This window comes from Methylocucumis oryzae (genome assembly GCF_000963695.1).
GTDB lineage: Bacteria > Pseudomonadota > Gammaproteobacteria > Methylococcales > Methylomonadaceae > Methylovulum > Methylovulum oryzae.
The window spans coordinates 1-21,210 of the sequence record NZ_LAJX01000009.1 but is presented as its reverse complement, the minus strand read 5'-3'; the positions used below and the strand labels follow the sequence as shown (position 1 = coordinate 21,210).

The 21,210-nt window shown below is 43.6% G+C and carries 26 protein-coding genes, 1 other RNA gene and 2 pseudogenes; 9 read left to right on the top strand and 20 right to left on the bottom strand.

The window, feature by feature from the left end; translation table 11 throughout:
• Positions 1-38 precede the first annotated feature (38 nt).
• Genes VZ94_RS31410 through rluD form a run of 3 tightly spaced genes read right to left on the bottom strand, consistent with a single transcriptional unit; the run spans position 39 to position 1,708 of the window.
• Positions 39-116 carry a laccase domain-containing protein gene (locus VZ94_RS31410; protein WP_338040181.1) on the bottom strand — a complete coding sequence of 26 codons (78 nt, stop codon included), beginning with the start codon at positions 114-116 and terminating at the stop codon, positions 39-41.
• On the bottom strand, positions 85-777 hold the full coding sequence (gene pgeF, locus VZ94_RS01315) for a peptidoglycan editing factor PgeF (RefSeq protein WP_338040180.1): 693 nt from the start codon (positions 775-777) through the stop codon (positions 85-87). The genes VZ94_RS31410 and pgeF overlap by 32 nt, the downstream gene beginning before the upstream one ends.
• Entirely contained in the window at positions 767-1,708 is a 942-nt protein-coding gene (gene rluD / locus VZ94_RS01310) for a 23S rRNA pseudouridine(1911/1915/1917) synthase RluD (RefSeq protein WP_045777848.1), read from the bottom strand. Before rluD ends, pgeF begins: the two co-directional genes overlap by 11 nt.
• A 192-nt stretch (positions 1,709-1,900) precedes the next feature.
• On the opposite strand from rluD, the pseudogene VZ94_RS01305 reads away from it, so the two are divergent.
• Positions 1,901-2,754 (top strand): annotated as a pseudogene (locus tag VZ94_RS01305) (outer membrane protein assembly factor BamD).
• Here the strand turns inward: VZ94_RS01305 and VZ94_RS01300 are convergent.
• The 6 genes and pseudogenes from VZ94_RS01300 to VZ94_RS01275 form a co-directional block, all read right to left on the bottom strand.
• A complete protein-coding gene (locus VZ94_RS01300; RefSeq protein ID WP_045777847.1) occupies positions 2,751-3,245 on the bottom strand; it encodes a phosphatidylglycerophosphatase A family protein in 495 nt (164 codons plus the stop codon). The pseudogene VZ94_RS01305 and the gene VZ94_RS01300 sit on opposite strands and share 4 nt — an antisense overlap.
• Complete coding sequence (gene thiL, locus VZ94_RS01295; protein ID WP_045777846.1) at positions 3,217-4,164, bottom strand: thiamine-phosphate kinase; 948 nt, start codon at positions 4,162-4,164, stop codon at positions 3,217-3,219. Before thiL ends, VZ94_RS01300 begins: the two co-directional genes overlap by 29 nt.
• 4 nt (positions 4,165-4,168) lie before the next feature.
• A complete protein-coding gene (gene nusB / locus VZ94_RS01290; RefSeq protein ID WP_045777845.1) occupies positions 4,169-4,603 on the bottom strand; it encodes a transcription antitermination factor NusB in 435 nt (144 codons plus the stop codon).
• Positions 4,603-5,079, bottom strand: a complete 477-nt coding sequence (gene ribH / locus VZ94_RS01285; protein WP_045777844.1) for a 6,7-dimethyl-8-ribityllumazine synthase — start codon at positions 5,077-5,079, stop codon at positions 4,603-4,605. The genes nusB and ribH overlap by 1 nt, the downstream gene beginning before the upstream one ends.
• A gap of 61 nt (positions 5,080-5,140) precedes the next feature.
• Positions 5,141-6,242, bottom strand: a pseudogene (gene ribBA / locus VZ94_RS01280) (bifunctional 3,4-dihydroxy-2-butanone-4-phosphate synthase/GTP cyclohydrolase II).
• 32 nt (positions 6,243-6,274) lie between these two features.
• Complete coding sequence (locus VZ94_RS01275) at positions 6,275-6,928, bottom strand: riboflavin synthase (protein ID WP_045777843.1); 654 nt, start codon at positions 6,926-6,928, stop codon at positions 6,275-6,277.
• Between the two features lie 165 nt (positions 6,929-7,093).
• Here VZ94_RS01275 and VZ94_RS01270 point away from each other — a divergent pair, with 165 nt between their 5' ends.
• Positions 7,094-7,792, top strand: a complete 699-nt coding sequence (locus VZ94_RS01270) for a methyltransferase domain-containing protein (RefSeq protein WP_045777842.1) — start codon at positions 7,094-7,096, stop codon at positions 7,790-7,792.
• Between the two features lie 4 nt (positions 7,793-7,796).
• Here VZ94_RS01270 and VZ94_RS01265 read toward each other — a convergent pair whose 3' ends face one another.
• Positions 7,797-8,312 carry an RNA polymerase sigma factor gene (locus tag VZ94_RS01265; RefSeq protein ID WP_045777853.1) on the bottom strand — a complete coding sequence of 172 codons (516 nt, stop codon included), beginning with the start codon at positions 8,310-8,312 and terminating at the stop codon, positions 7,797-7,799.
• Between the two features lie 315 nt (positions 8,313-8,627).
• On the opposite strand from VZ94_RS01265, the gene VZ94_RS01260 reads away from it, so the two are divergent.
• Positions 8,628-8,837: a hypothetical protein gene (locus VZ94_RS01260; RefSeq protein ID WP_045777841.1), complete on the top strand. Its 210-nt coding sequence runs from the start codon at positions 8,628-8,630 to the stop codon at positions 8,835-8,837.
• A 305-nt stretch (positions 8,838-9,142) separates the two neighbouring features.
• A complete protein-coding gene (locus VZ94_RS01255) occupies positions 9,143-10,255 on the top strand; it encodes a TIGR03032 family protein (protein ID WP_204369008.1) in 1,113 nt (370 codons plus the stop codon).
• A gap of 17 nt (positions 10,256-10,272) precedes the next feature.
• On the opposite strand, the gene ubiH is transcribed toward VZ94_RS01255, so the two are convergent.
• The 3 genes from ubiH to VZ94_RS01240 are packed head-to-tail and all read right to left on the bottom strand — an operon-like array spanning position 10,273 to position 13,311.
• Positions 10,273-11,454 (bottom strand): 2-octaprenyl-6-methoxyphenyl hydroxylase, encoded by a 1,182-nt coding sequence (gene ubiH / locus VZ94_RS01250; protein WP_045777840.1) that lies wholly within the window; start codon positions 11,452-11,454, stop codon positions 10,273-10,275.
• Positions 11,447-12,760 (bottom strand): Xaa-Pro aminopeptidase, encoded by a 1,314-nt coding sequence (pepP, locus tag VZ94_RS01245; RefSeq protein ID WP_275575094.1) that lies wholly within the window; start codon positions 12,758-12,760, stop codon positions 11,447-11,449. The genes ubiH and pepP overlap by 8 nt, the downstream gene beginning before the upstream one ends.
• 29 nt (positions 12,761-12,789) lie before the next feature.
• A complete protein-coding gene (locus VZ94_RS01240; protein ID WP_131655440.1) occupies positions 12,790-13,311 on the bottom strand; it encodes a UPF0149 family protein in 522 nt (173 codons plus the stop codon).
• Positions 13,312-13,580: 269 nt separating this feature from the next.
• On the opposite strand from VZ94_RS01240, the gene VZ94_RS01235 reads away from it, so the two are divergent.
• The 3 genes from VZ94_RS01235 (at position 13,581) to ssrS (ending at position 14,305) form a co-directional block, all read left to right on the top strand.
• Positions 13,581-13,808 (top strand): TIGR02449 family protein, encoded by a 228-nt coding sequence (locus VZ94_RS01235; RefSeq protein ID WP_045777850.1) that lies wholly within the window; start codon positions 13,581-13,583, stop codon positions 13,806-13,808.
• On the top strand, positions 13,805-14,104 hold the full coding sequence (locus VZ94_RS01230) for a cell division protein ZapA (protein WP_045777838.1): 300 nt from the start codon (positions 13,805-13,807) through the stop codon (positions 14,102-14,104). The genes VZ94_RS01235 and VZ94_RS01230 overlap by 4 nt, the downstream gene beginning before the upstream one ends.
• A 22-nt stretch (positions 14,105-14,126) precedes the next feature.
• A non-coding RNA gene (ssrS, locus tag VZ94_RS24080) (6S RNA) lies at positions 14,127-14,305 on the top strand.
• 81 nt (positions 14,306-14,386) lie between these two features.
• Here ssrS and VZ94_RS01225 read toward each other — a convergent pair.
• Positions 14,387-14,785, bottom strand: a complete 399-nt coding sequence (locus tag VZ94_RS01225; RefSeq protein WP_045777837.1) for a hypothetical protein — start codon at positions 14,783-14,785, stop codon at positions 14,387-14,389.
• Between the two features lie 290 nt (positions 14,786-15,075).
• Between VZ94_RS01225 and VZ94_RS01220 the strand changes: the two genes are divergently transcribed.
• Positions 15,076-17,340 (top strand): TIGR03032 family protein, encoded by a 2,265-nt coding sequence (locus tag VZ94_RS01220; protein ID WP_045777836.1) that lies wholly within the window; start codon positions 15,076-15,078, stop codon positions 17,338-17,340.
• Here the strand turns inward: VZ94_RS01220 and VZ94_RS26690 are convergent.
• Complete coding sequence (locus VZ94_RS26690) at positions 17,329-17,520, bottom strand: hypothetical protein (protein WP_045777835.1); 192 nt, start codon at positions 17,518-17,520, stop codon at positions 17,329-17,331. The genes VZ94_RS01220 and VZ94_RS26690 overlap by 12 nt on opposite strands.
• 330 nt (positions 17,521-17,850) lie before the next feature.
• Between VZ94_RS26690 and VZ94_RS01210 the strand changes: the two genes are divergently transcribed.
• The gene (locus VZ94_RS01210) at positions 17,851-18,648 is read left to right on the top strand and encodes a cupredoxin domain-containing protein (protein ID WP_045777834.1); all 798 of its coding nucleotides are present in this window, start codon (positions 17,851-17,853) and stop codon (positions 18,646-18,648) included.
• A 46-nt stretch (positions 18,649-18,694) separates the two neighbouring features.
• Here VZ94_RS01210 and VZ94_RS30030 read toward each other — a convergent pair whose 3' ends face one another.
• From VZ94_RS30030 to VZ94_RS27630, 5 genes are all read right to left on the bottom strand, one after another.
• On the bottom strand, positions 18,695-18,844 hold the full coding sequence (locus tag VZ94_RS30030) for a TerB family tellurite resistance protein (protein ID WP_275575093.1): 150 nt from the start codon (positions 18,842-18,844) through the stop codon (positions 18,695-18,697).
• A 5-nt stretch (positions 18,845-18,849) separates the two neighbouring features.
• On the bottom strand, positions 18,850-19,140 hold the full coding sequence (locus VZ94_RS30025) for a tellurite resistance TerB family protein (protein ID WP_275575092.1): 291 nt from the start codon (positions 19,138-19,140) through the stop codon (positions 18,850-18,852).
• Positions 19,141-19,228: 88 nt separating this feature from the next.
• Entirely contained in the window at positions 19,229-19,843 is a 615-nt protein-coding gene (locus tag VZ94_RS01200) for a PqiC family protein (protein ID WP_052700094.1), read from the bottom strand.
• Positions 19,836-20,891 (bottom strand): PqiB family protein, encoded by a 1,056-nt coding sequence (locus VZ94_RS01195; RefSeq protein ID WP_239649536.1) that lies wholly within the window; start codon positions 20,889-20,891, stop codon positions 19,836-19,838. Before VZ94_RS01195 ends, VZ94_RS01200 begins: the two co-directional genes overlap by 8 nt.
• 58 nt (positions 20,892-20,949) lie before the next feature.
• Positions 20,950-21,210, bottom strand: a 261-nt coding sequence (locus tag VZ94_RS27630) for an MlaD family protein (RefSeq protein ID WP_338040179.1), incomplete at its 5' end; no start/stop codon positions are given.

Sequence of the window (21,210 nt, the reverse complement as noted above, 5' to 3'; positions counted from 1 at the left end):
CCTATGGCGCAAAAAATTAATATCAACACTAACAACACTTACTGCTCTCTCCAAATTAAGCTGACCATTCGCCCGGTTTTGTGGTCACGACGGTAAGAAAAAAAAGTTCTCTTCATCTGTCATCGTGCAAATGCCCCCCCCATAAATCGCCTTAACACCCAGTTGTGTCAACTCAATACGCGCTAACCGGTAAATATCTGCTAACCATTTACCGGGTGCTGCCCCGAGATGAAACGCTGAACTATAGTCATTAGATTTATGTAAAAAGGCATTACGCACATCATCGCCGACTTCAAAACACTGAGGGCCAATAGCTGGACCTAACCATGCTAATAATTCATGAGTGGCTAATGCGCTTACGGTACTGCTAATAACGCCATTGACTAAACCACGCCAACCCGCATGAACTGCCGCTACACGGCTACCATCGCAAGCGCAAAGCAACACCGGCAGACAATCCGCCGTCATCACGGCACAAACGACATTGGCTTGCCTACTAAAGCTAGCATCAGCCACAACGACGCCAGAAACCTCGGCAGCATTAACACAAATAGCGCTATGCTCTTGTTGCAACCAGACAGGCTCGCTAGGAAGCGATAATAACTGATGCAAATAGTGACGATTTTGCCTAACCTGCTCAACATCATCACCCACATGCTGAGCCACATTTAAACTATGAAAACTCCCGGTGCTAAAGCCCCCCCACCTTAATGTCGTTGCAGCATGAATCGTCACCGGTGCCGGCCAATCAGGCCGCAAAAAAGCCTTAGCACTCATTGTCGGCTAAGGCAGCTAATAAGCGCGTCATATCATCGGGCAAGGGTTGTTCCCACTCCATGTATTCACCTGTTTCAGGATGCACTAAACCGAGCTTAGCCGCATGTAAAGCCTGACGCTTAAAATTTCTCAACTCATATTCTAAGGCCTGCCCACAGCCGGGAGGCATTTGGAAGCGTCCGCCATACACGGGATCGCCTAACAACGGATAACGAATATGAGCCATGTGTACGCGAATTTGATGGGTACGACCAGTCTCTAATTTAGCCTGAATCAAGGTATGATGGGTAAAGCGTTGCACGACGCGATAATGCGTTACTGCTGGCTTACCTGACTCTCTTACCGCATAACGTTTTCTATCCGTAGGGTGGCGATTAATCGGCTCATCAATGGTTCCGCCCGATGTCATACGTCCACGCGTAATAGCTAAGTATTCTCGAACAATTTCGCGCTGAGCTAATTGCTCAACCAAGTCTGTGTGTGCTGGTAAGGTTTTAGCGACCATCAACAAGCCGCTGGTATCTTTATCTATCCTGTGCACAATACCAGCTCTAGGCAACGTTTCTAAGCTAGGCTGATGATTTAATAACGCATTTAACAAGGTACCGTGCCAATTACCGACCGCAGGATGCACGACTAGTCCCGCAGGTTTATTAACGATTAATAACGCATCATCTTCGTAAATAATCGATAATGGAATAAATTCCGGTTCAGCAGTGACCACAACTTCAGGCTCTGCATCTAAGCTAATCCATTCACCGCCTTCAAGCTTATCCTTGGCTTTTAGCATTAAGCCATTGACTTGTACTCGACCTGATTTTACCCAAGTTTGTAATTTACTACGCGAATAGTCGCTAAATAACTCGGCCAAAACCTGGTCTAAACGCATACCCGCCATGTCAAACGGGACTTCTGATGTTAATTTAGTCATTGATAGTTGATTTATATATGTGGTTTCTTTAAACCTAAACAGCTATGCCTTACGCTGGTAATCGATTTTATAACAGGTATCGGGTATACTACTTGCGATAGCAATCACCCCCTGTAAAACGCTATAGTCGCCGCAAAGCGTGAGCACATCCCCTAACCCCACCGTAAAGCAGTCGTACAATATAACATTACTATGCGTTTATTTTTAATTAAAATTCTTTTGCCTTGCGCATTGAGTTTGCTACTCACTGGCTGCGAATCATTGGGCGGTTTATTCTCTGATTCTGACTCGACCAGCGCTAACCAAGAAGATGAATACGGCGGCTGGAATTCCGAAAAATTTCGTAGCGAAGCACAAAAAGCAGTAGACGATGGTAACTATGAAAAAGCCATTAAATTATACGAAGCTTTAGAATCGCGTTATCCATTTGGCGAATATGCTTCGCAAACCCAATTAGATGTCGCTTACGCCTATTATAAAAATGGCGACCCAGAAAACGCGATTGCAGCAACCGATAGATTTATCAAAATCAACCCACGCAGCCCTGGCGTTGATTATGCGTATTATTTAAAAGGCTTGATTAACTATAACCGTGACATCGGTTTTATTGACCGCTTCTTGCCTACTGACACGTCTCAACGCGACCCAGGCAGCGCTAAAGAGGCTTATAATAATTTTGACGAATTAATAAGACGCTTTCCACATAGCAAATATGTTGAAGACGCGCGTTTACGCATGATTGCATTAAGAAACAACATGGCCATGCATGAAGTACATGTCGCGCGTTACTATTTAAAACGCAAGGCTATATTGCAGCCGCCAACCGCGCCTCTAACGTCATTGAAAATTATCAGCGCACACCGGCCGTGCCTTTTGCATTGCAAGTCATGCAAGACGCTTATAACAAGCTAGGCATGACTGAATTTGCTAACGACGCCAAACGTATTTATGAATTAAATTATCCCAAAGGTCCGCCTATTCCAGAATTCTCTAATTCAACGTTTTCTCATAAAGTTTGGGATTTTATTGGCTTCGACAACGATTAAGCAACCATATACAAAATAACACCGGCATAGATACCGGCTAAAATATCATCTAACATAATACCAAAGCCGCCTGAAACTTGCCTATCAACGGTTTTAATCGGCCACGGTTTGACAATATCGAATAGTCTAAATAACACAAACCCTAACACTAAATTTTGCCAGCTAAACGGCACAAACCACATCGTGAGCAAAAAACCCGCAATCTCATCCCACACAATACCGCCAAAGTCATGTTCACCTAACATTTTAGTGGCAACATCGCATAACCATATTCCTATCCCCGTAACCAGCAATACGACTAAGCCATAAACCCAGTTATTGCTTAACAGCAACACGCCATAAATGGGTACGGCCGCTAATGTACCGAATGTCCCTGGTGCAGTACGCGCTAAACCAGAACCAAAACCAAAGGCTAAAAATAACACCGGATCTGCCAAGATTTGTTTAGGTGTTAACTGATTTTTACCGACGGTTTGCAGAAAAATGCTCATAACCTTGCCTCGTAAACGATTGAATAAAACCTGACTTAGCTAAACGTAGCCCAGGTTCAGCCTCGATAACCCCAATTTGAAAGCAACCGTCTGGCACCGAATGTACCTTATCCGGCGCAACCGTAAAACATAATTCATAATCATCGCCAGCCACTAATGGTAATAAACTATCGCCGGTTGCCTCAATATAGGCCAACACCGGAGATGATAACGGTATTGCTTCAAAAGTAATTAAAGCCCCCACCTCGCTTTGTTGCAAAATATGATTTAAATCAGCCGCTAAGCCATCAGAAATATCAATACAGGCATTGGCCACGTCTAATAAGGCCAAACCTAACTCGACTCTAGGCATAGGCGTATGAAAACGCGCTAAAGCCTGCTCAGGTTGTAAACACGCATAACCTTGCATGATTTTTAAACCTAGGCCGGCATCACCGATAGGGCCACTAACAAAAACTAAGTCACCTGGTTTAGCACCTGAGCGCAATAAAGCTTTGCCCTGGGGCAACAACCCCATAGCCTGCACCGTCAAGGTTAACGGCCCTTGGGTTGTATCGCCGCCAATCAACTCAACCTCGTAGCGCTCAGCTAACGCTAAAAAGCCTTGCGTAAAGCCAGCTAACCAGACCTCATCAGCACTTAAAAGCGTTAACGCCAGACTAACGGCTATGGGTTTAGCCCCCATAGCCGCTAAATCACTTAAATTTACCGCTAATAATTTATGGCCTAAAAAACACGGATTAACATCAGCAAAAAAATGCACATTCTCAACCATAGTATCGGTCGTAATAGCTAATTGCTTATCTGCGGGTATTTGCAATAAGGCGCAATCATCGCCTATACCTAACTGGGTTGCCGTATTTATCGGTGTTTGACGGGTAAAATAACGCCTAATCAACTCAAATTCAGACAAAGCCATCGCGTTATGTATTAGATTTCGCTTTTATTTCAATCGCTCGCAACCGTTGCGCCAACTTATCTAAAATGCCGTTAACATAACGATGACTGCCATCGGCGCCAAAACATTTGGCTAAATTAATACTTTCATTAAGCACAACCCGATAAGGCATGTTTAAACGAAACATCAGTTCATAAACACCTATGCGCAAAATAGCACGCTCAACCGGGTCAATAGCCTCAACAGGTCTATCAACGAACTCAGCCAAGGCTTGATCTATCACTTGTAAATGTTCTGGCACACCATGAAAAATTTCTGAAAAATAACTTTTCTGTGCGTCTTTAAGCCATTCATCGTTAACAAATTGCTGCTCAATTAAGCTTAAGTTTTGCCCGGTCATTTGCCACTGATAAAGCGCTTGCACAGCCGCTTTTCTCGCGTTTGTTCTTGCAGTACTCATTAGTCGGCCAAACGCTTAAATAAACTCACGACCTCAATCGCAGACAACGCAGCCTCTGCACCTTTATTACCGGCTTTCGTACCGGCACGCTCAATCGCTTGCTCAATAGTATCGACAGTTAACACACCAAAACTAATCGGCACATCGTATTTTAACGACACATTCGCTAATCCTTTCACGCACTCACCGGCCACATATTCAAAATGCGGAGTGCCTCCACGTATCACAGCACCTAATGCAATAATCGCGTCATATTTCTTAGTCGCGGCCAGTCTTTGCGCAACAAGCGGCAACTCAAAAGCCCCTGGTGCTCTTACTAAATCGATATGCTCAGCCTGTGCGCCATGTCGAATGAGCGCATCTATTGCCCCAGCTTCTAATTGCTCGACGATAAAACTATTGAAACGAGATGCAAGCAAGCAAAATTTACTGTCTTGCACGATAAAAGTGCCTTCAAACGTATTATTAATAGACATGTTCTTATGATAATTGACAAAAATTACTGATAAACCCTATGTACCGGGATAGACGTTAAAACTAACCCACATGCTCGGTTACAACTAAATCAAATCCCGACAAGCCGATATATTTTTTCTGCGTACCCAATACCTTTAACTTATGTACGCCTAAATCAGCCAAGATACGCGCCCCCGTGCCCGTTGTACGCCAATCCAAATTAGCGGCCTGACCAGACTGTGCGATACCATGATCTTCAAGCTGATAACTATGAATTAGCTCCGCTAAAGCCTTATTGTTTTCACTTTGGCGAATAATCACCAAAAACGCCGCGCCCTTCTTCGGCAATCTTCTGCATTGCTAAACGCACGGGCATATTGCAATCACTGCGTTTAGAGGCAAATAAATCATCAAGCAAATTGCGTGCATGAACGCGCACCAAGACAGGTTCGCCACTAGAAACCTCCCCCATCACTAAGGCTAAATGCAGATTATCGTCGTTGCGGTCTTGATACGCATACAACTTAAACTCACCAAATTCAGTGGGATACGCGCATTCACTAATACGCTCTAACGTATTTTCGTGTTGAATTCGATAATGAATTAAATCGGCGATAGTCCCAATTTTTAATTGATGCTGTGCCGCAAATGCCTCTAAATCAGTACGCCGCGCCATAGACCCATCATCGTTAAGAATTTCGACAATAACTGCCGCAGGCTCAACACCAGCCAATCTCGCTAAATCGCATCCCGCTTCGGTATGACCGGCACGATTTAATACACCACCCGACTTAGCCATTAATGGGAAAATGTGTCCAGGCTGTACTAAGTCTTCGGGTTTAGCATCATTCGCTACAGCACATTGTATAGTACGCGCTCTATCAGCCGCTGAAATACCGGTAGTCACCCCAGTTGCCGCTTCAATGGACACAGTAAAATTCGTCGAATGCGGTGTTTTATTTTCATTCACCATCAGAGGTAAACGTAGCTGCTGGCAACGCTCAGGAGTTAACGTTAAGCAAATCAGGCCACGACCATAACGCGCCATAAAATTAATATCTTCAGGTTTAGCAAACGACGCCGCCATGACTAAATCGCCTTCGTTTTCTCGGTCTTCATCATCCATGATAATGACCATTTTGCCTTGCCGCAAATCGGCAATAATCTCTTCGATTGAATTCATAAACTACTCAAAAATCTTATAAAACGTTAGTCTTAACGCCAAAAACCGCTGTTTTTCAGCAATTCTTCGGTCACACCACTCGTATTTGCAACCGCACCATACTGCATAAGCCGCTCTAGATAACGCGCTAAAATATCGACTTCTAAATTAACCGCCGTTCCGACCATAGTGTTCCCCAACGTGGTTTCTTGCAATGTGTGCGGTACGATATTAACACCAAAATTAACCCCATCGACTTCATTAACGGTCAAACTAATGCCATTAATACAAATAGAGCCTTTCTCCGCTACATATCTGGCTAAATACTCCGGTACTTGTACCGTAAAACGCTTGCTACGCGCATCGGGTTGAATAGCAATAATTTTCCCCACGCCATCGACATGACCACTGACGATATGACCGCCTAAGCGTGTAGTCGGTGTTAAAGCTAGCTCTAAATTCACCTGTGTTCCGGCTACTGCTTGGCTTAAAGTCGTCCTAGACCACGTTTCATTAGACGCATCAGCACAAAAATAACGCGGGCCTAACGCTACTGCCGTCAAACAGACTCCATTAACCGCAATACTATCGCCTAATTGCACATCCGCTAATGGCAATTTTCCAGTCGCTATGGTTAAACGAAAATCGCCTGCCTTACGCTCTATCGCACTAATTTCGCCTATCGCTTGAATAATGCCTGTAAACATGTGAAAAACACCGCCTAACCTGATATAAAGACACATTGTACCTGATAGCGACTACGGCTGGCTAACAACAAACACCTCTTAGTCTGCACAAGACAAAAGATAGCTATTCAGCGGTGGATTTGCGATAAACTCTGCTAAATTATTTTCTTGCCGTTTAAACCTTCTATGACCCAATTACACGAGCCTAAACAAGACAATTTTTTTCAATCTTGGACTATTTATCGCAAAATCGTTGCGGCTAATAACATGTTTCATGAACAAATTTACGCGGATGTAAAACAACTTTTACAGCAACAAACTGACGATTTTTCGCTATTAGATTTAGGTTGTGGCGATGCTGCGTGTTTAGCACCGGTGTTACGAGACGTTGCGATAAACGCTTACACCGGTGTTGATTTATCAGCCCCGGCCTTAGCATTAGCGGCTGAAAATTTATCAGCGCTGTCCTGCCCTATACAACTTGAACTGAATGATTTGCTGAGCTTTATGCAGCAACAACAGCATCAATATGACGTGATTTTTTCTAGTTTTGCCTTACATCATTTATCGCACGCGCTAAAAGCACAATTTTTTCAAGCAGCGCGTCAAAGCTTAGCAACCCACGGTGTCTTATTGTTAATCGACACGTTTAGAGAACCCAATGAAGCGTTGCCCAATTATTTAAGCGCATACTGTAAGTGGATTAACAACGATTGGATAGGTGTATCGGCTGAAGAAAAAGCCTTAGCCTGTCAACATATTATCGACAACGACATACCTGAAACCTTAGCTGACACAGAGCAATTAGCTGAGCAAGCAGGATTTGCCCAGTGCCAAGAAATTAGTAACTACCGCTGGCATAAGGTTTTACTGTTATCAAATTAAATGATTACTCGCATTCAACGGCACGACGACAATGACTCAAAGCTAAAGCCATTTCTTTTTCAACTAGCCTTATCGATATGCCTAATCGCGTAGCGATTTGACCATGACTTAAATTTTCGACTCGACTTAAATAGAACACCTCCGCCCGTCTCGACGGCAATTGTCTTAGCGCGGTTAACGCTTGCTTAACCCGCTCTTTTGTTAACAATTGACGCACTGGCTCGTGCAGATTCTCTGACTCATCATCTGAGTGGATGTGGTAACGCTGCACAAGGATTTCGTTGCGGCGTTGCTGGCTACGCAGATGGTCTATCGCTAAATTACCTGCCACTTTAAATAACCAAGCCTTCACCTCTTGCTCGGATGATGGCGAAGGCTGTAACTGCGGCAAACGCAAATAAACATCATGTAGTAAATCTGCTGCTGTTTCCGCACAACTTAAGCGCCTAGTCAAAAATTGTAATAATAAAGGCTGCGTACCTAGATAAGTGTTATAGATTTGGTTTTTTGAAAATATCATAAAAACAAAACAGAAAATTACTGACAAATTATTGTCAGCACATTCAATGCCAAGTTTAAATAACATGTTTTTCAATGAGTTAAATAACTATACAGCGACTAAAGGCTAATAAACTATGTTATTTAACGAAACTGGATAAGGCAAATAACGCAAAAAAACAGTTGTAAAAAAATATTTTTGTTTTCTTATGCGGCTTTTTTAATGTGAAACGTCTTAGTTACCAAAGGACACCTTAGCTAATATATTAAGTGGAATTTCTTACATCGTTCCAACCTAACAGGAGCAATCATGTCATGAAACAGCTCAACCTAGAACTTGTTAATCGAACAGAAACAAAAACGTAAAGATAAAACGGAATCACCCCAATTTCCGGCTGCGCAATACTTTCAGATTCATTTTAGCCATTTACAAACCCAGCTCGAAAACACCAGTCGCAGCTTGGCTGAATTGCAAGGACAAGTAACCGAATTAAACAATCGCTTAGCCAATATTCTCGACGTTCAGCAAAGCGATAGCCATAAATAACCCCATTCTATTCAGAGCACAACACTGTCGCATAGCAGCGTTCAAAAGCGTTAGCATTGAAGCTACACACGAAATGCCGGTTGCTATCTAACCAAGCAACAATCCACCTTGCAACCTGCATAGCGGCTAAGCGACGGCGTATTCAATCAAAAAAGTGGCTACACACTTATGACGGCACAGGGCGTTTAGAACGCAGGTGTCGGCAGCAGGGACGCTGCCGCCAAGCCTACAGGGACGTATTTACGGCGTCCTGCGTTCTGAATGACCTGTCCCGTCTTAAGTTAGTAATCAAAAAAGTACAAAATTTGCCTGCTCGCATAAAACTCATCATACTCATCATCAAACACTCGCTATACACAGGAGCCGCCGTGGACTACGCCTCACCCGAAACCCCAACTTTATCCATCGACACGTCAAGACAACTGGTATCATGGCTACACGAACAGCAATTATCGATTGCGTTAAGTACTTACCAAATCGGTAAATTATTTCTATTAGGCGTAAAACCCAGCGGAGAACTGTCCGTTTTCGAGCGCAATTTCAGCCGCTGCATGGGACTTTGCCCAAGTCCAAACGGTTTTTATCTCAGCAGTCTCAATCAAATCTGGCGTTTTGAAAACATGCTAGAACCCGGCCAACTGCACGAACAGTTTGACCGCTTATACGTTCCACAACTCAGCTATACCACAGGGGATTTAGACATACACGACATGGCACTCACCGATGCCGGACAGCTCATCTTCGTTAACACATTATTTGGCTGCTTAGCGACCGTTAGCGCTACGCACAGCTTCAAACCGTTATGGAAACCGGCATTTTTAAGCAAACTTGCCGCCGAAGACCGCTGCCACTTAAACGGCTTAGCGATGATGGACGGCAAACCCAGCTATGTTACCGCTGTGGCTCAATGCGATGTCGCCGACGGTTGGCGCGAACATCGAACTCAAGGCGGTATTGTCATCGATGTTGCCACTAATGAAATCGTCTTATCCGGCTTATCCATGCCCCACTCACCACGCTGGCATAACGGTAAACTTTGGTTATTAAACTCCGGCACTGGCGAATTTGGTTATGCTGATTTAAGCACTGGGCGGTTTGAGCCTATATGCTTTTGCCCAGGTTATATGCGCGGCTTGGCGTTTCATGGTCAATTCGCTTTAATCGGCTTATCAAAACCACGTAATAACAAAACCTTTACCGGCTTAGCGTTAGATGAACAGCTCACTAAACGCAATGCCCAACCGCGTTGCGGTATACAAATTGTTGACTTACGCAGTGGCGATATTGTGCATTGGCTTAGATTTGAAGGATTAGTTGAAGAACTCTACGATGTCATTGTGTTGCCCGGTGTGCGTACCTCGATGGCATTAGGTTTTAAAACCGACGAAATTAACCGCGTAATTAGCATAGAGCAGTAAAACTAAGCGCTTATTGCCTAATCCACATAGCCCATGGCTTTTTTTGCCAACATGCTTTTCGCAGCGGGTACTAAATCTAATAGCGCTAAGCCAACATTTCTAGCCGCTGCTAACGGTAAAAAATCGTGAGAAAAGATTTTTACCACGCTATCGGTAAACCGAATGACTTGATCGTGGTCGTGCTGTCTAGCTTTGGCGTAAGCCGTTAATAACGCACGACTGCCTAAGTCATGTTGCTGGCGGTAGGCTTGTGTTAAGTGCTGGGCAAGTTGCGTGACATCGCGCAATCCCAGATTAAAGCCTTGCCCTGCAACAGGGTGTAATTGATGCGCTGCATTCCCTATTAAGACACAGCGGTTATCGACCATGCGCTCGGCGCGAATGAGTGCTAACGGAAATGCGCGTCTAGGGGCTGTTAACTTAAGTGAACCTAATCGATAACCGAAACACGCCTGCAATTCAGCTAAAAAATCAGCTTCTCCGCCCATCATTAAGGCATTAGCTTGCTCATGACTACGCGTCCAAACAACCGCACACTGGTTATTTCGCATAGGCAACAAGGCTAATGGACCGTATGGGGTAAAGCGCTCATAAGCGGTATTATGATGCGGTAATGAGGCTTTAACGCTAGTAACTAATGCGGTTTGTTGGTAATCGACACACTGTTGAGGTATGTCTAATAATTGCCGTACTGACGATTGACCGCCGTCCGCAGCCACTAAAACCTGTGCGGCTAGATGTTGGTTAGCGCTATTGTCTTTTAAGGTGATATTAATAGCATCATGCCCTGCCATTACGCCAACAACTCTTGCCGGGCTTAACACGGTAACATTGGCTTCATTAATTTTATCCGCAATATGAGATTCCAATGCGCGTGCAGTCAATACATAGCCCAAAGCAGGCACTTGCTCATGTTGTGCAGATAAACGGGTTTTACCAAAATGACCGCGATCCGAAATATGAATCTGGTTAATAGCACATGCATGTTCAGCGACGCCTTGCCAACAATCTAAGCGATTTAATTCAACAACAGTGCCATAAGCTAATGCTAAGGCCCTATCACCTGCGGGTGATGCCAATAAACGCTCTCTATTTTCAGCTTCAATTAACGCCACACGCATTCCTGTGGGTTTTAAAGCCAGTGCCAAACACATACCGGCTAAACCGCCGCCAACAATCACCACATCGTAATCAAGCATGGTTAACCTGCTGCATTAAGGCTTCAATTTCAGCAATTGTTTTAGGTACGCCGCTGGTTAGTATTTCATAACCTTGTTTAGTCACTAACACATCGTCTTCTATGCGTATGCCTATACCCCGCCACTTGGCATCGATGTTTTTACCGTCAACTGGAATATAAATGCCTGGCTCTACGGTTAACACCATACCGGCCTCTAAAACTCGCCATTCTTGGTTAATTTTATAATCGCCAACATCATGCACATCCATGCCCAACCAATGCCCTGTTCTGTGCATATAAAATTGCTTGTATTTTTCATCTTTAATGAGTTTTTTTACCCGCCCTTTCAATAAGCCTAGCGCGACCATACCTTTAGTTAACACCTCGACAGCCGCGTCGTGGACTTGTATCCACGATGCTCCAGGCTTAATTTGCTCTAATGCGGCAGCTTGCGCGTCTAACACTAATTGATATAACTGCCTCTGTGGCTCGGTAAATTTACCCGAAACAGGAAATGTGCGCGTAATGTCCGCTGCGTAATGGTCGCATTCAGCACCGGCATCAATTAACAATAAATCGCCTGCTTTTAATTTGCTGTTGTTATCTGTGTAATGCAAGGTACAAGCATTGCTGCCTGTAGCAACAATAGAGGGATAGGCAACATGGCGTAAACCCGCTTGATGGAAGTGATAGAGTAATTCAGCCTCGATTTGATATTCGTATAAACCGGGTTTACATAACCGCATCGCTTGTACATGGGCTTTTGCACTGACTTCAGCCGCTGTGCGCATCAATTTAATTTCTGTAGCGCTTTTAAACAAGCGCATCTCATGCAAAATAGGCTCTAACGCGATTAATTCACCCGGCGCAACTAAACCCGTGCGAGATTGGCTGCGAATATGCTTAATCCAATCCAGAAGGTGATGGTCTAATTCAGGGTCGCGTCCCATGGGATAAAACACTTTGGTTTTACCTTCTAACATACCAGGCAAAATATCATTTAAATCGGTAATTGGAAACGCGTCATCGGCGTCATAATGTTTGGTTGCACCTTCTAAACCCGCATGAGCGCCTTCCCATAACGCTTTTTTTTCATCGTATTCACGGCAAAATAAAATATATTCACCTTGCTCACGACCTGGAATAAAAACCGCCATGGCGTCTGGTTCGTTAAAGCCGGTTAAATAATAAAAATCACTATCTTGTCGAAAGGGATAATCGACATCACGATTACGCGTACATACCGATGCACTGGCGATAATGTCAATATTGTTTTTACCTATGCGTTGCATAAGCTGGTGGCGTCTTTTTTTCTTAAATTTCAGCTTGTTTCACAAATTCCTCACACACTACCTCAGGTATTACTACTTAATTCATCCTTTAACACAAATACAGCAGAGCGCAAGTATTCACTGATTTCCGCATAAGCTTGCTCCTCTTCTTCACCTTCTTCGGCATTAACATCTAATCGAGTAAATTCGGTCATATCTTTCAGAATTTCTTGCGCGTCTTTAGTCCGAATCGGTTGCTGATAAACACGGCCTAACCCATATAAAAAGCCTTGGCACCACTGTTTTAACGCCATTAATCGGTTAACCAGCTCTTCTTCATCATCAGGCAGTAACGGATTAAACTCAAACGCATCGCTATTTAATTGTTTTTGTATTAAGCAAAACCACCCCGTTAAATGTTCTTGCTGTGTAGGTAATGCTTGGGCATCATCGCTTAGCTCAGCAAGCCACGTTTCTACTGTAAGGTTTGGTTTAACGCTTATCATTGCAACCGCCATGCCATGGGCTTCCGCAGCTGTTAAATCAGTATCACTTAATAAGCTTTGTAACTCATCATAATCGATTAAACCCATAGATTTTTTCACCAGTGCTATAAAGAAAAGTGATGCTTATGCTAACATTGACCGCTAATGGATAACAGTTGTTGTTATTAACTCGACAACTTTTATTGGCTACACACTTATGACGAGACAGGGTGTTTAGAACTCAGGTGTCGGCAGCAGGGATGCTGCCGCCAAGCCTACAGGGACGTATATACGGCGTCCTGCGTTCTGAATGACCTGTCTCGTTTTAAGTTGGTAACCCTTTTATTTAACCTTGTAACACATGCCATCTGTCATTGTTAGTGACGCTCATGACTCAAACACTGCCTAATCCACTGACTGAATTAAAAGCCTTAGAAACCAAGATCGATACGCTTATCGGTCAATTTGACACCGTACGAAATGAAAATCGACTATTAAAAACCAAGCAAGAAGAATTAATTGAAGAAAAAGCGAGACTCTTAGAAAAAACCGCACTTGCTAGAACACGAGTTGAAGCCATGATTAGCCGCTTAAAAGCGATGGAGCAAGATATATGACGAGTAAACCCGAAACTGTGGCGCTAATGATTATGGGTAAAGAATATAAAATCGTATGCGCACGCGAAGATCAAGAAGAATTGATTCATTCTGCTTTAGAACTGGACAGCCAAATGCGCAGAATGCGCGACTCAGGAAAGGTCAATGGCTTAGATAGAATTGCCGTTATGGTTGCGCTCAATATGTCTCATGAGCTACAAGTGCTGAAAGCTCAAAATGCAACACTTAAAGACGAATTAAGCGAGTGTTTAATAAAATTAAATCAAAAAATAGAAAACGTTTTGGAAAACCAGTAACAGACTATAAACTATAAACCTGTATCTCCTGCGGTGTTTGACAGTGGGCTGGGTGTTTCCTGAACCTATATTACCCCAGGGTGCTGATGTTAGTCATGGTGTGCATGCCCGACATGTCGAGAAGCCTGATTGCCTAACCGTGCTCCCACTTGAACCATTGGTTCAAGGACGAAAGCTTGCATCGGCATTAGTGGGAGATGCAGCTCTTAAGCGGCTATAACACGCATAAAAAAACGCGATAACCCTAAAAGGCTACCGCGCTTGTTATTTCAAAAATGAATCCTATACATCACAACGTTGAGCGCTACCGCAGCAATCCGCCATATTGCCACCGTGGGTCGCGCAATGCTCAGTAGTGCAAATATGTGCTGCTGAACCGGCATGGCTACCACAAGCCGCCGTGTTACAGCTTTTTTCCGCTGCCGCTAAGTGTTTGTCACAATGTTTATCGTCACAGGCATGACCGTTTTTAGCCGCGCTATCGTTAGCACAATGCTCAGCACACGCTTTGTCTTTAGCACCCGGATGCGTCGCGCAGTGTTTAGCGCAATCATGGCTGCCTTCAACAGCATGAGTATCGCAATGTTTAGGTTTAACTGGCATAGCTTCTGCTGCATAAACATTGCCCGTTACCATTGCGATTAATACGAAGGCCGAAAAAAGAGTAGATTTGATGTTCATAAAAAGTCCTTTAGTTTAGAGATAGAGAAAACAACAATTAATCTATGTTATATAACACAGTTTTTTATACTGCTGGACGCATAATACGAATTGTTTTTAAAGTTAGCAACGCTTTTTTAATTAATCTACGTTAAATAACATAGATTAATTTATGATTTTTCACCTTACAATAAAGTATTTTTCATTATTAAATACAGAGTTAATGTAACCCATTCGCCAGAAGCGAGTATTGAAAAAAAATCTGCGTATAATGCAAACAAACTCATCTTTTGCTTACCGCCGATAAGGTTATGAATCTTTCCTTTGCTAGCCAACACAGCACTACGTTTCCTACTTTTTTACAGCAATTTGGCGTTTCTGTTTTAGTTTCAACGTACCAAGCAGGCCAGTTAATTATTCTTCGCGCGCATGATGACGTATTAAACACGCATTTTTGCGCACTTGAAAAACCTATGGGACTCGCCATACAGCAGCAACACTTAGCGGTAGGCTCAGGCTATCAACTGAGGCGATACGCCAACTTACCCGCAGTCGCGACGCAGTTTACTGAGCCTGTCAAACATGATGGCTGCTATATACCGCGCAATATTCATGTTACGGGAGACATAGACATCCATGAAATGGCATACGATGATGCGGGTGAGTTATGGCTAGTCAATACGCGTATGTCGTGCTTATGTACCCTGGCTAATGACTATAGCGTAGTGCCAAAATGGCGCCCACCGTTTATTAGCGCTTATGATTTAACTGACCGTTGTCATTTAAACGGCTTAGCCTTAAAGCAAGGTAAACCCGCTTTTGTGACTGCATTAGGTGAAACCGATAGCGCAGCTGGCTGGCGTGTTAACAAAGCTAATGGCGGTTTATTAATGGATATTACTAGTGGCCAGATTATTTGCGCTCAATTATCGATGCCACATTCACCACGCTGGTATAACAACACGTTATGGTACTTAGAATCGGGCGCAGGACAACTATGCCAAGTCAACCCTAAGACGGGACAACGTAAAGTCATCGCTCAATTACCCGGCTTTACGCGTGGCTTAGACTTTATTGGGCAGTATGCGGTTATTGGCACGTCACAAGTACGCGAGACGGCGGTCTTTTCTGGCTTACCGTTAACCGCACAAGCCTGTGAACGGCATTGTGGTGTTTGGATAGTCGATATTGAACAAGGAGAAATCGTTGCCTGTGTAACATTTACCGGTCAGGTGCAAGAAATATTCTCGGTATTATTATTACCGCATCGTTTTCCGGTTATTCTCGATTTAGACGACCCATTAGTCCGTAGCTCTTATGCCCTACCTAACGCAGCGCTTACTGAAGTTGCAAAACCAGAAGCGCCGTTACTGACATTAGAGCAAGCCAGTCTATGTCATAACAACGGCGATTTAAACACAGCGATTAAACTCTATCGTGAGTTATTAACCGCACAACCCAATATGCTAGTTGCCCGCTACCAACTAGGCATCGCTTTAGCCGATATGCAAGCATGGTCTGATGCTATTGCTGAACTTAAGCAAGTGGTACACATACAAGCCAATCATGCTGAAGCACATAATAGCTTAGGCATCTGTTATGCGGGGTTAAACCAATGGCTAGCAGCGCTGACCCATTTTGACTTAGCGATAGCATCCGACCATCAATACGCACTGGCGCACGTCAATAAAAGCTTAGTATTATTAAAATTAGGCCGTTATCGAGAAGGCTTTGCTGAATATGAATGGCGCTGGCAAACTCCGGCGTTTCAGGGTCAAACCTGGCCTAAACCTAAATGGTCTGGGGAAGACATTAGCGAGCAAACATTATTAGTTTTTGTTGAGCAAACTGCGAGCGAAATCATTCAATTTGCGCGTTTACTAGCACTTGCCGCGCATCGTTGTAAACAGCTCATCGTAACGGGGCCTGAATCGTTAAAACCGTTGCTGACGCTAGTAGTAGGCATTAACAACATCAAAACCTTTGCTGAGCTAAACCTAGATGCCATTGATGTTGTTTGCCCATTACTTAGCTTAGCGCATATTTTAGCAATTGAGCTAACCACATTACCGCCTTATACGCCTTACTTATGCTGTACCCCCTCTACTCCCCTCTATGTGAAGCCTTCGCAACAACGGCGCATAGGTCTTTGTTGGTCACCGTTTAATGACGAGTTTAACCGGCTCGAGCCTGTGCAAGCCTTAAGCGATTGGCAAGCTGTATTTAACTTAACCAATGTTGCCTGGCATAGTTTACAACCTAGCCCTACACCTGCTGAGCTCAGTGTGTTAACACACTATCAAGTTAATCATCAAGAGTCGGCTTTGCATGATTACGCACAGCTTGCCGCGCTAATACAACAACTCGATTTAATTATTACCGTTGACAGCACTATTGTGCATTTAGCAGGTGCGCTGGGTAAGCCAACATGGCTAATCTTACAACACGCATCAGATTGGCGTTGGTTATTAGAAACCGATACTAGCCCCTGGTATCCAACAGTACGCATCATGAGGCAGTGTGACGGAGAAGCCTGGCCATGTGTTATACAACGCTTGACTCATTTACTCAGCTAACACTAAATAATACGGGTAACAGCCTATAAACAAAGCAAAAACTAGCATTGCCTCAATACTATGTGCTAACGTTTCTATACTCTGAGCGGTCAAGTTTTCGGTATCTTGTGTTGTTGTAGGTTCGCTATGCGCACCTTTTTCATTGATTTTTATGATGTTATAAAGGTGCGCATAGCGCACCCTACCTATCTAAAAACCGAAAACTTGACCGTTTGAAGTATATCGAAAAATCAGCTTAGAACTCTAAGCACGATAAACGATTTAACCTGGTTAATACTATTATTAATCAGCTTAACGCAAACCCGGATAGGTTTGTGCCAACCAAGTTCGTGGGGCACTCGCCGCTAGACAATCCGTGCTCGGACCCTACCCGTGGCGGTTTCCTATCGCGAGACAGCCTTACGACTTGGCTTTCGGTGGCGTATTTACGCTAGCGAGGTTGTGCCCCAAAAAGAATAGCGCTGTCTGCTATTCACTTCAAAATAATTATACAAAGAAGGTGAGGTTATTATGTTGAAAGTATTACGCGTTCTAGTTTTACCACTAGGTTTGCTAGCCAGCACGGCTGACGCAAAAACAGTGACCGTCAATATTGTTGATTTTGCATTTTCAGCTAACACATTAACACTGGATAGTGGCGACAAAGTGAAATGGGTTAATCAAGATTCATTTACCCATACCAGTACATCAGACACCGGGGTCTGGGATAGCGGCAACTTAGCTAAAGCACAATCGTTTACTCAAGGCTTTGTTAAAGAAGGGACGTTTAGCTATTTTTGTAAAATCCATCCTGGTATGAAAGCATCGATTACCGTTCGCTCGCCCGAACAAACCAAAGTCCAAATAGGTAAAGAGATAATTAACAGTTCACCAAAACGCTTGCCTATAAAGCTCAATTTAACTGGCAAAAAAGCCGACCAAGTGTATCTAGGCAGTTATATCGTTAATACACAAGGCGGTTGTAATGATTGCCACACCTGCCCATCATTTGCGACAGGACGTGATCCGTATAAAGGTGAAGCGTTGCAGTTTAACGCTAAAGCGTATTTAGCGGGAGGCAAAGCCTTTGGACCTTTTATCTCAGCTAATTTAACACCGGATGCTAATGGTAAACCGGCGGGTGTAACGTTAGCCGAGTTTAAAGATTTAATGCGCACCGGCAAAGACCCGCATGAACCGGGTAATATTTTACAAGTGATGCCTTGGCCAGTTTATGGACTGATGAGCGACCGTGATTTAGAGGCGATTTACGCTTATCTTTCTAGCATTCCGAAAGCAGCTCAACCAGACGCGAGTGCTTGCCCGTAACATTTTTGCTGTTCCTACGCGCTATGCGTAGGAACATTTAACCAGATTAAAGCCCAAACTCACTGGCATTTAAGCCAAGTTCTTGAGCGATTTTTGCCGCAACTACTTTTTCGCCAGCATCGAAATTACCATCAGATGCCGCAATCGCAATAATCATGCGGATTAACAAGCGCGCCGCTTCGGCATTCGATTTCATTTTACCTAACGCTTGATAGCTTTGGCCTCGCCAATATCTTTATCGAATTCTAACTGTCCGATATAATCTTGAAACGCCTTAATCACATCGCTAGTCGTAAATACCGACAAAGCATCATGCCCCTCAATAAACTTAACCATTTTCTGTTTTTCTTCGGCAGACACCGAGCCATCCGCCATAGCAATTAAGGCGGAACCCGCCATGGCTGCCTGTAAAAAATCTTTGTTTTTAAATTTTAAGGCCTCGGTTTTTAATTCGTTCGCTTTGGTTTTTAATTGATTTAAAAAAATTATCAAAACTCATAAAAGACTCCTAATAGTGTGTTAAATGCGGTAACGACTTCAATAGCGTAAATGAATAAGATGTCATACGCTACCGTCTTGCTTATTTGTGTATTAAAAACCCCAACGACACCGCAATCTGCTCCGTTAACTTAACTAGCAACTCGTTATAACAGGCCACTAAATCCAGATAATTGTCACTGGCTAAAGGGACGCTGAGCTTAGTGCGCTGACTCAGTACAGGTTGATGCTTGGCTTCGTTCATGATAACCCAACTGGCTTCTAAATCGGCATGTTGACCTAATACGGCGTCAAGCCGGGTAATGTCGATAATTATTTTATAATCCACCGAACCATAAGCACTCCAAGCATAGCGGTAAAACTCAAACTCAGGTTGTATATTGGCTAAGTTATGCGTGATAACTTGTAACAAACCGTCTTGCAAAGGCTCAGCCCAGTGATGAAATTCAGCAATAGCAACGTGATTATCATGCTCTTTGGTAACAATTTGCTCCCGTTGTAACACAGCGGCTAAGGCTAATGGCCCAACACCAATACGCAGAGGCTCAGTTCGTGGGGCAAAGCCTGTTTTAGGTTTTGTCAGCACCGATAGTTGATAAAAATGTGTTGCAGGCGTACCCGCACAGCCGCTCATTAAGCTACTTATGATGAGTAAGCTAAACAATTTTGCACCATAATTTTTAACGGTGTTATTCATTGGGTTTGCCGCGCAATAAAGTATCAGGATGTTGTTGTAAATAATCGGTTAAACGTTTTACCGAATTAGCTGTTTGATTAAGTTCTTGTAATAACTTATCGAGTTCATAGTGCGTGGTAGAACCTGGCTCTAAAGATTGTAAGACTTGTTTGGCTGAACTCATGGTTTTTTCTGTTTCGGCTAACGTAGCCGTTGCAGCCGACAATGTGGTATCGGCATGGCCTGCGGTGGTGCGTACGGTTTGCAAGGTTTGCGTCACTTCGCTACTCATTTGCTCTAACGGTAGTTTGGCGATTTTATCCATAATCATTTGTGCCGAATGGGTAATCTGATCGATAGAACTAGCAATCGTTGGGAACACCGGATACACGCTAGCAACATCTTTGGCATCTGGGTGAACCGTTTTAGCTTTAGGATAAAAATCTAAATCAACCAATAATTGCCCGGTTAACAAACTACCGGTTTGTAACTGAGCGCTAAGCCCTTTATTGATTAGATTTTGCATCATGTCTTTATTACTGACAGTGGGCAAATCGTTGACAAGACGCATTCGGTCTAATTCCAGTTCTACCACGACCGGTACACGAATTTCAGCGGTTTTTTTATCGAGTTCTAAGCTAATGTCAGTCACACGACCTACCGGTATACCGCGCAATTGTACCGGGGCACCTAAGGTTAAACCGCGCACCGAGCTAGTGAAGTACATGACATATTTCAGCGAGTTTTTATAAGTGACTTCCGTCGATTTTTCATAGTTTTCATACAAATGAAACGCGGCGTTTTCATCAGCAACCTCTTCAGGGGTGTCTTCTGACGCAGTACGAAAGGCTATACCACCGCTTAATAATGACACTAAAGGCCCCGTGCGCACCTGAAAACCATCGGCACCTGCTGATAAATCAACACCACTATCCACCCAAAAACGGGTGTTTTTTCTGACAAACGCATCGTAAGGTTTGTTAATAAAAATAGTTAACTTAATTGCATCGGCGTCTTTTGATAATTCATGACTTAACACTTCACCTGCCATAATGCCGTGAAAGTTTATCGGCGTACCGGGTAATAACGAATTTAAGCTTGAGGTTTCTAAGACAAAATTCTTACCTTCAGCATTGTTTTTTAATAACGGTGGTGACGTTTAAGCCAATAAAGTGCGTTTGCCACTTGCCAAGACCCGGTTTCATACCGATATAAGGCCCTGATAACAAGGTATTTAAACCCGACACACCACGCAAACCTACTTGCGGCCTAACCACCCAAAACAACGTTTGTTGTTTAAGATAAGCCTCAGCGTCGCTGTCCATTTGTGCCGTGACGACAATGCTTTTAGAATCCTGGCTAATATGAATTTCGGTAACCGTACCGAC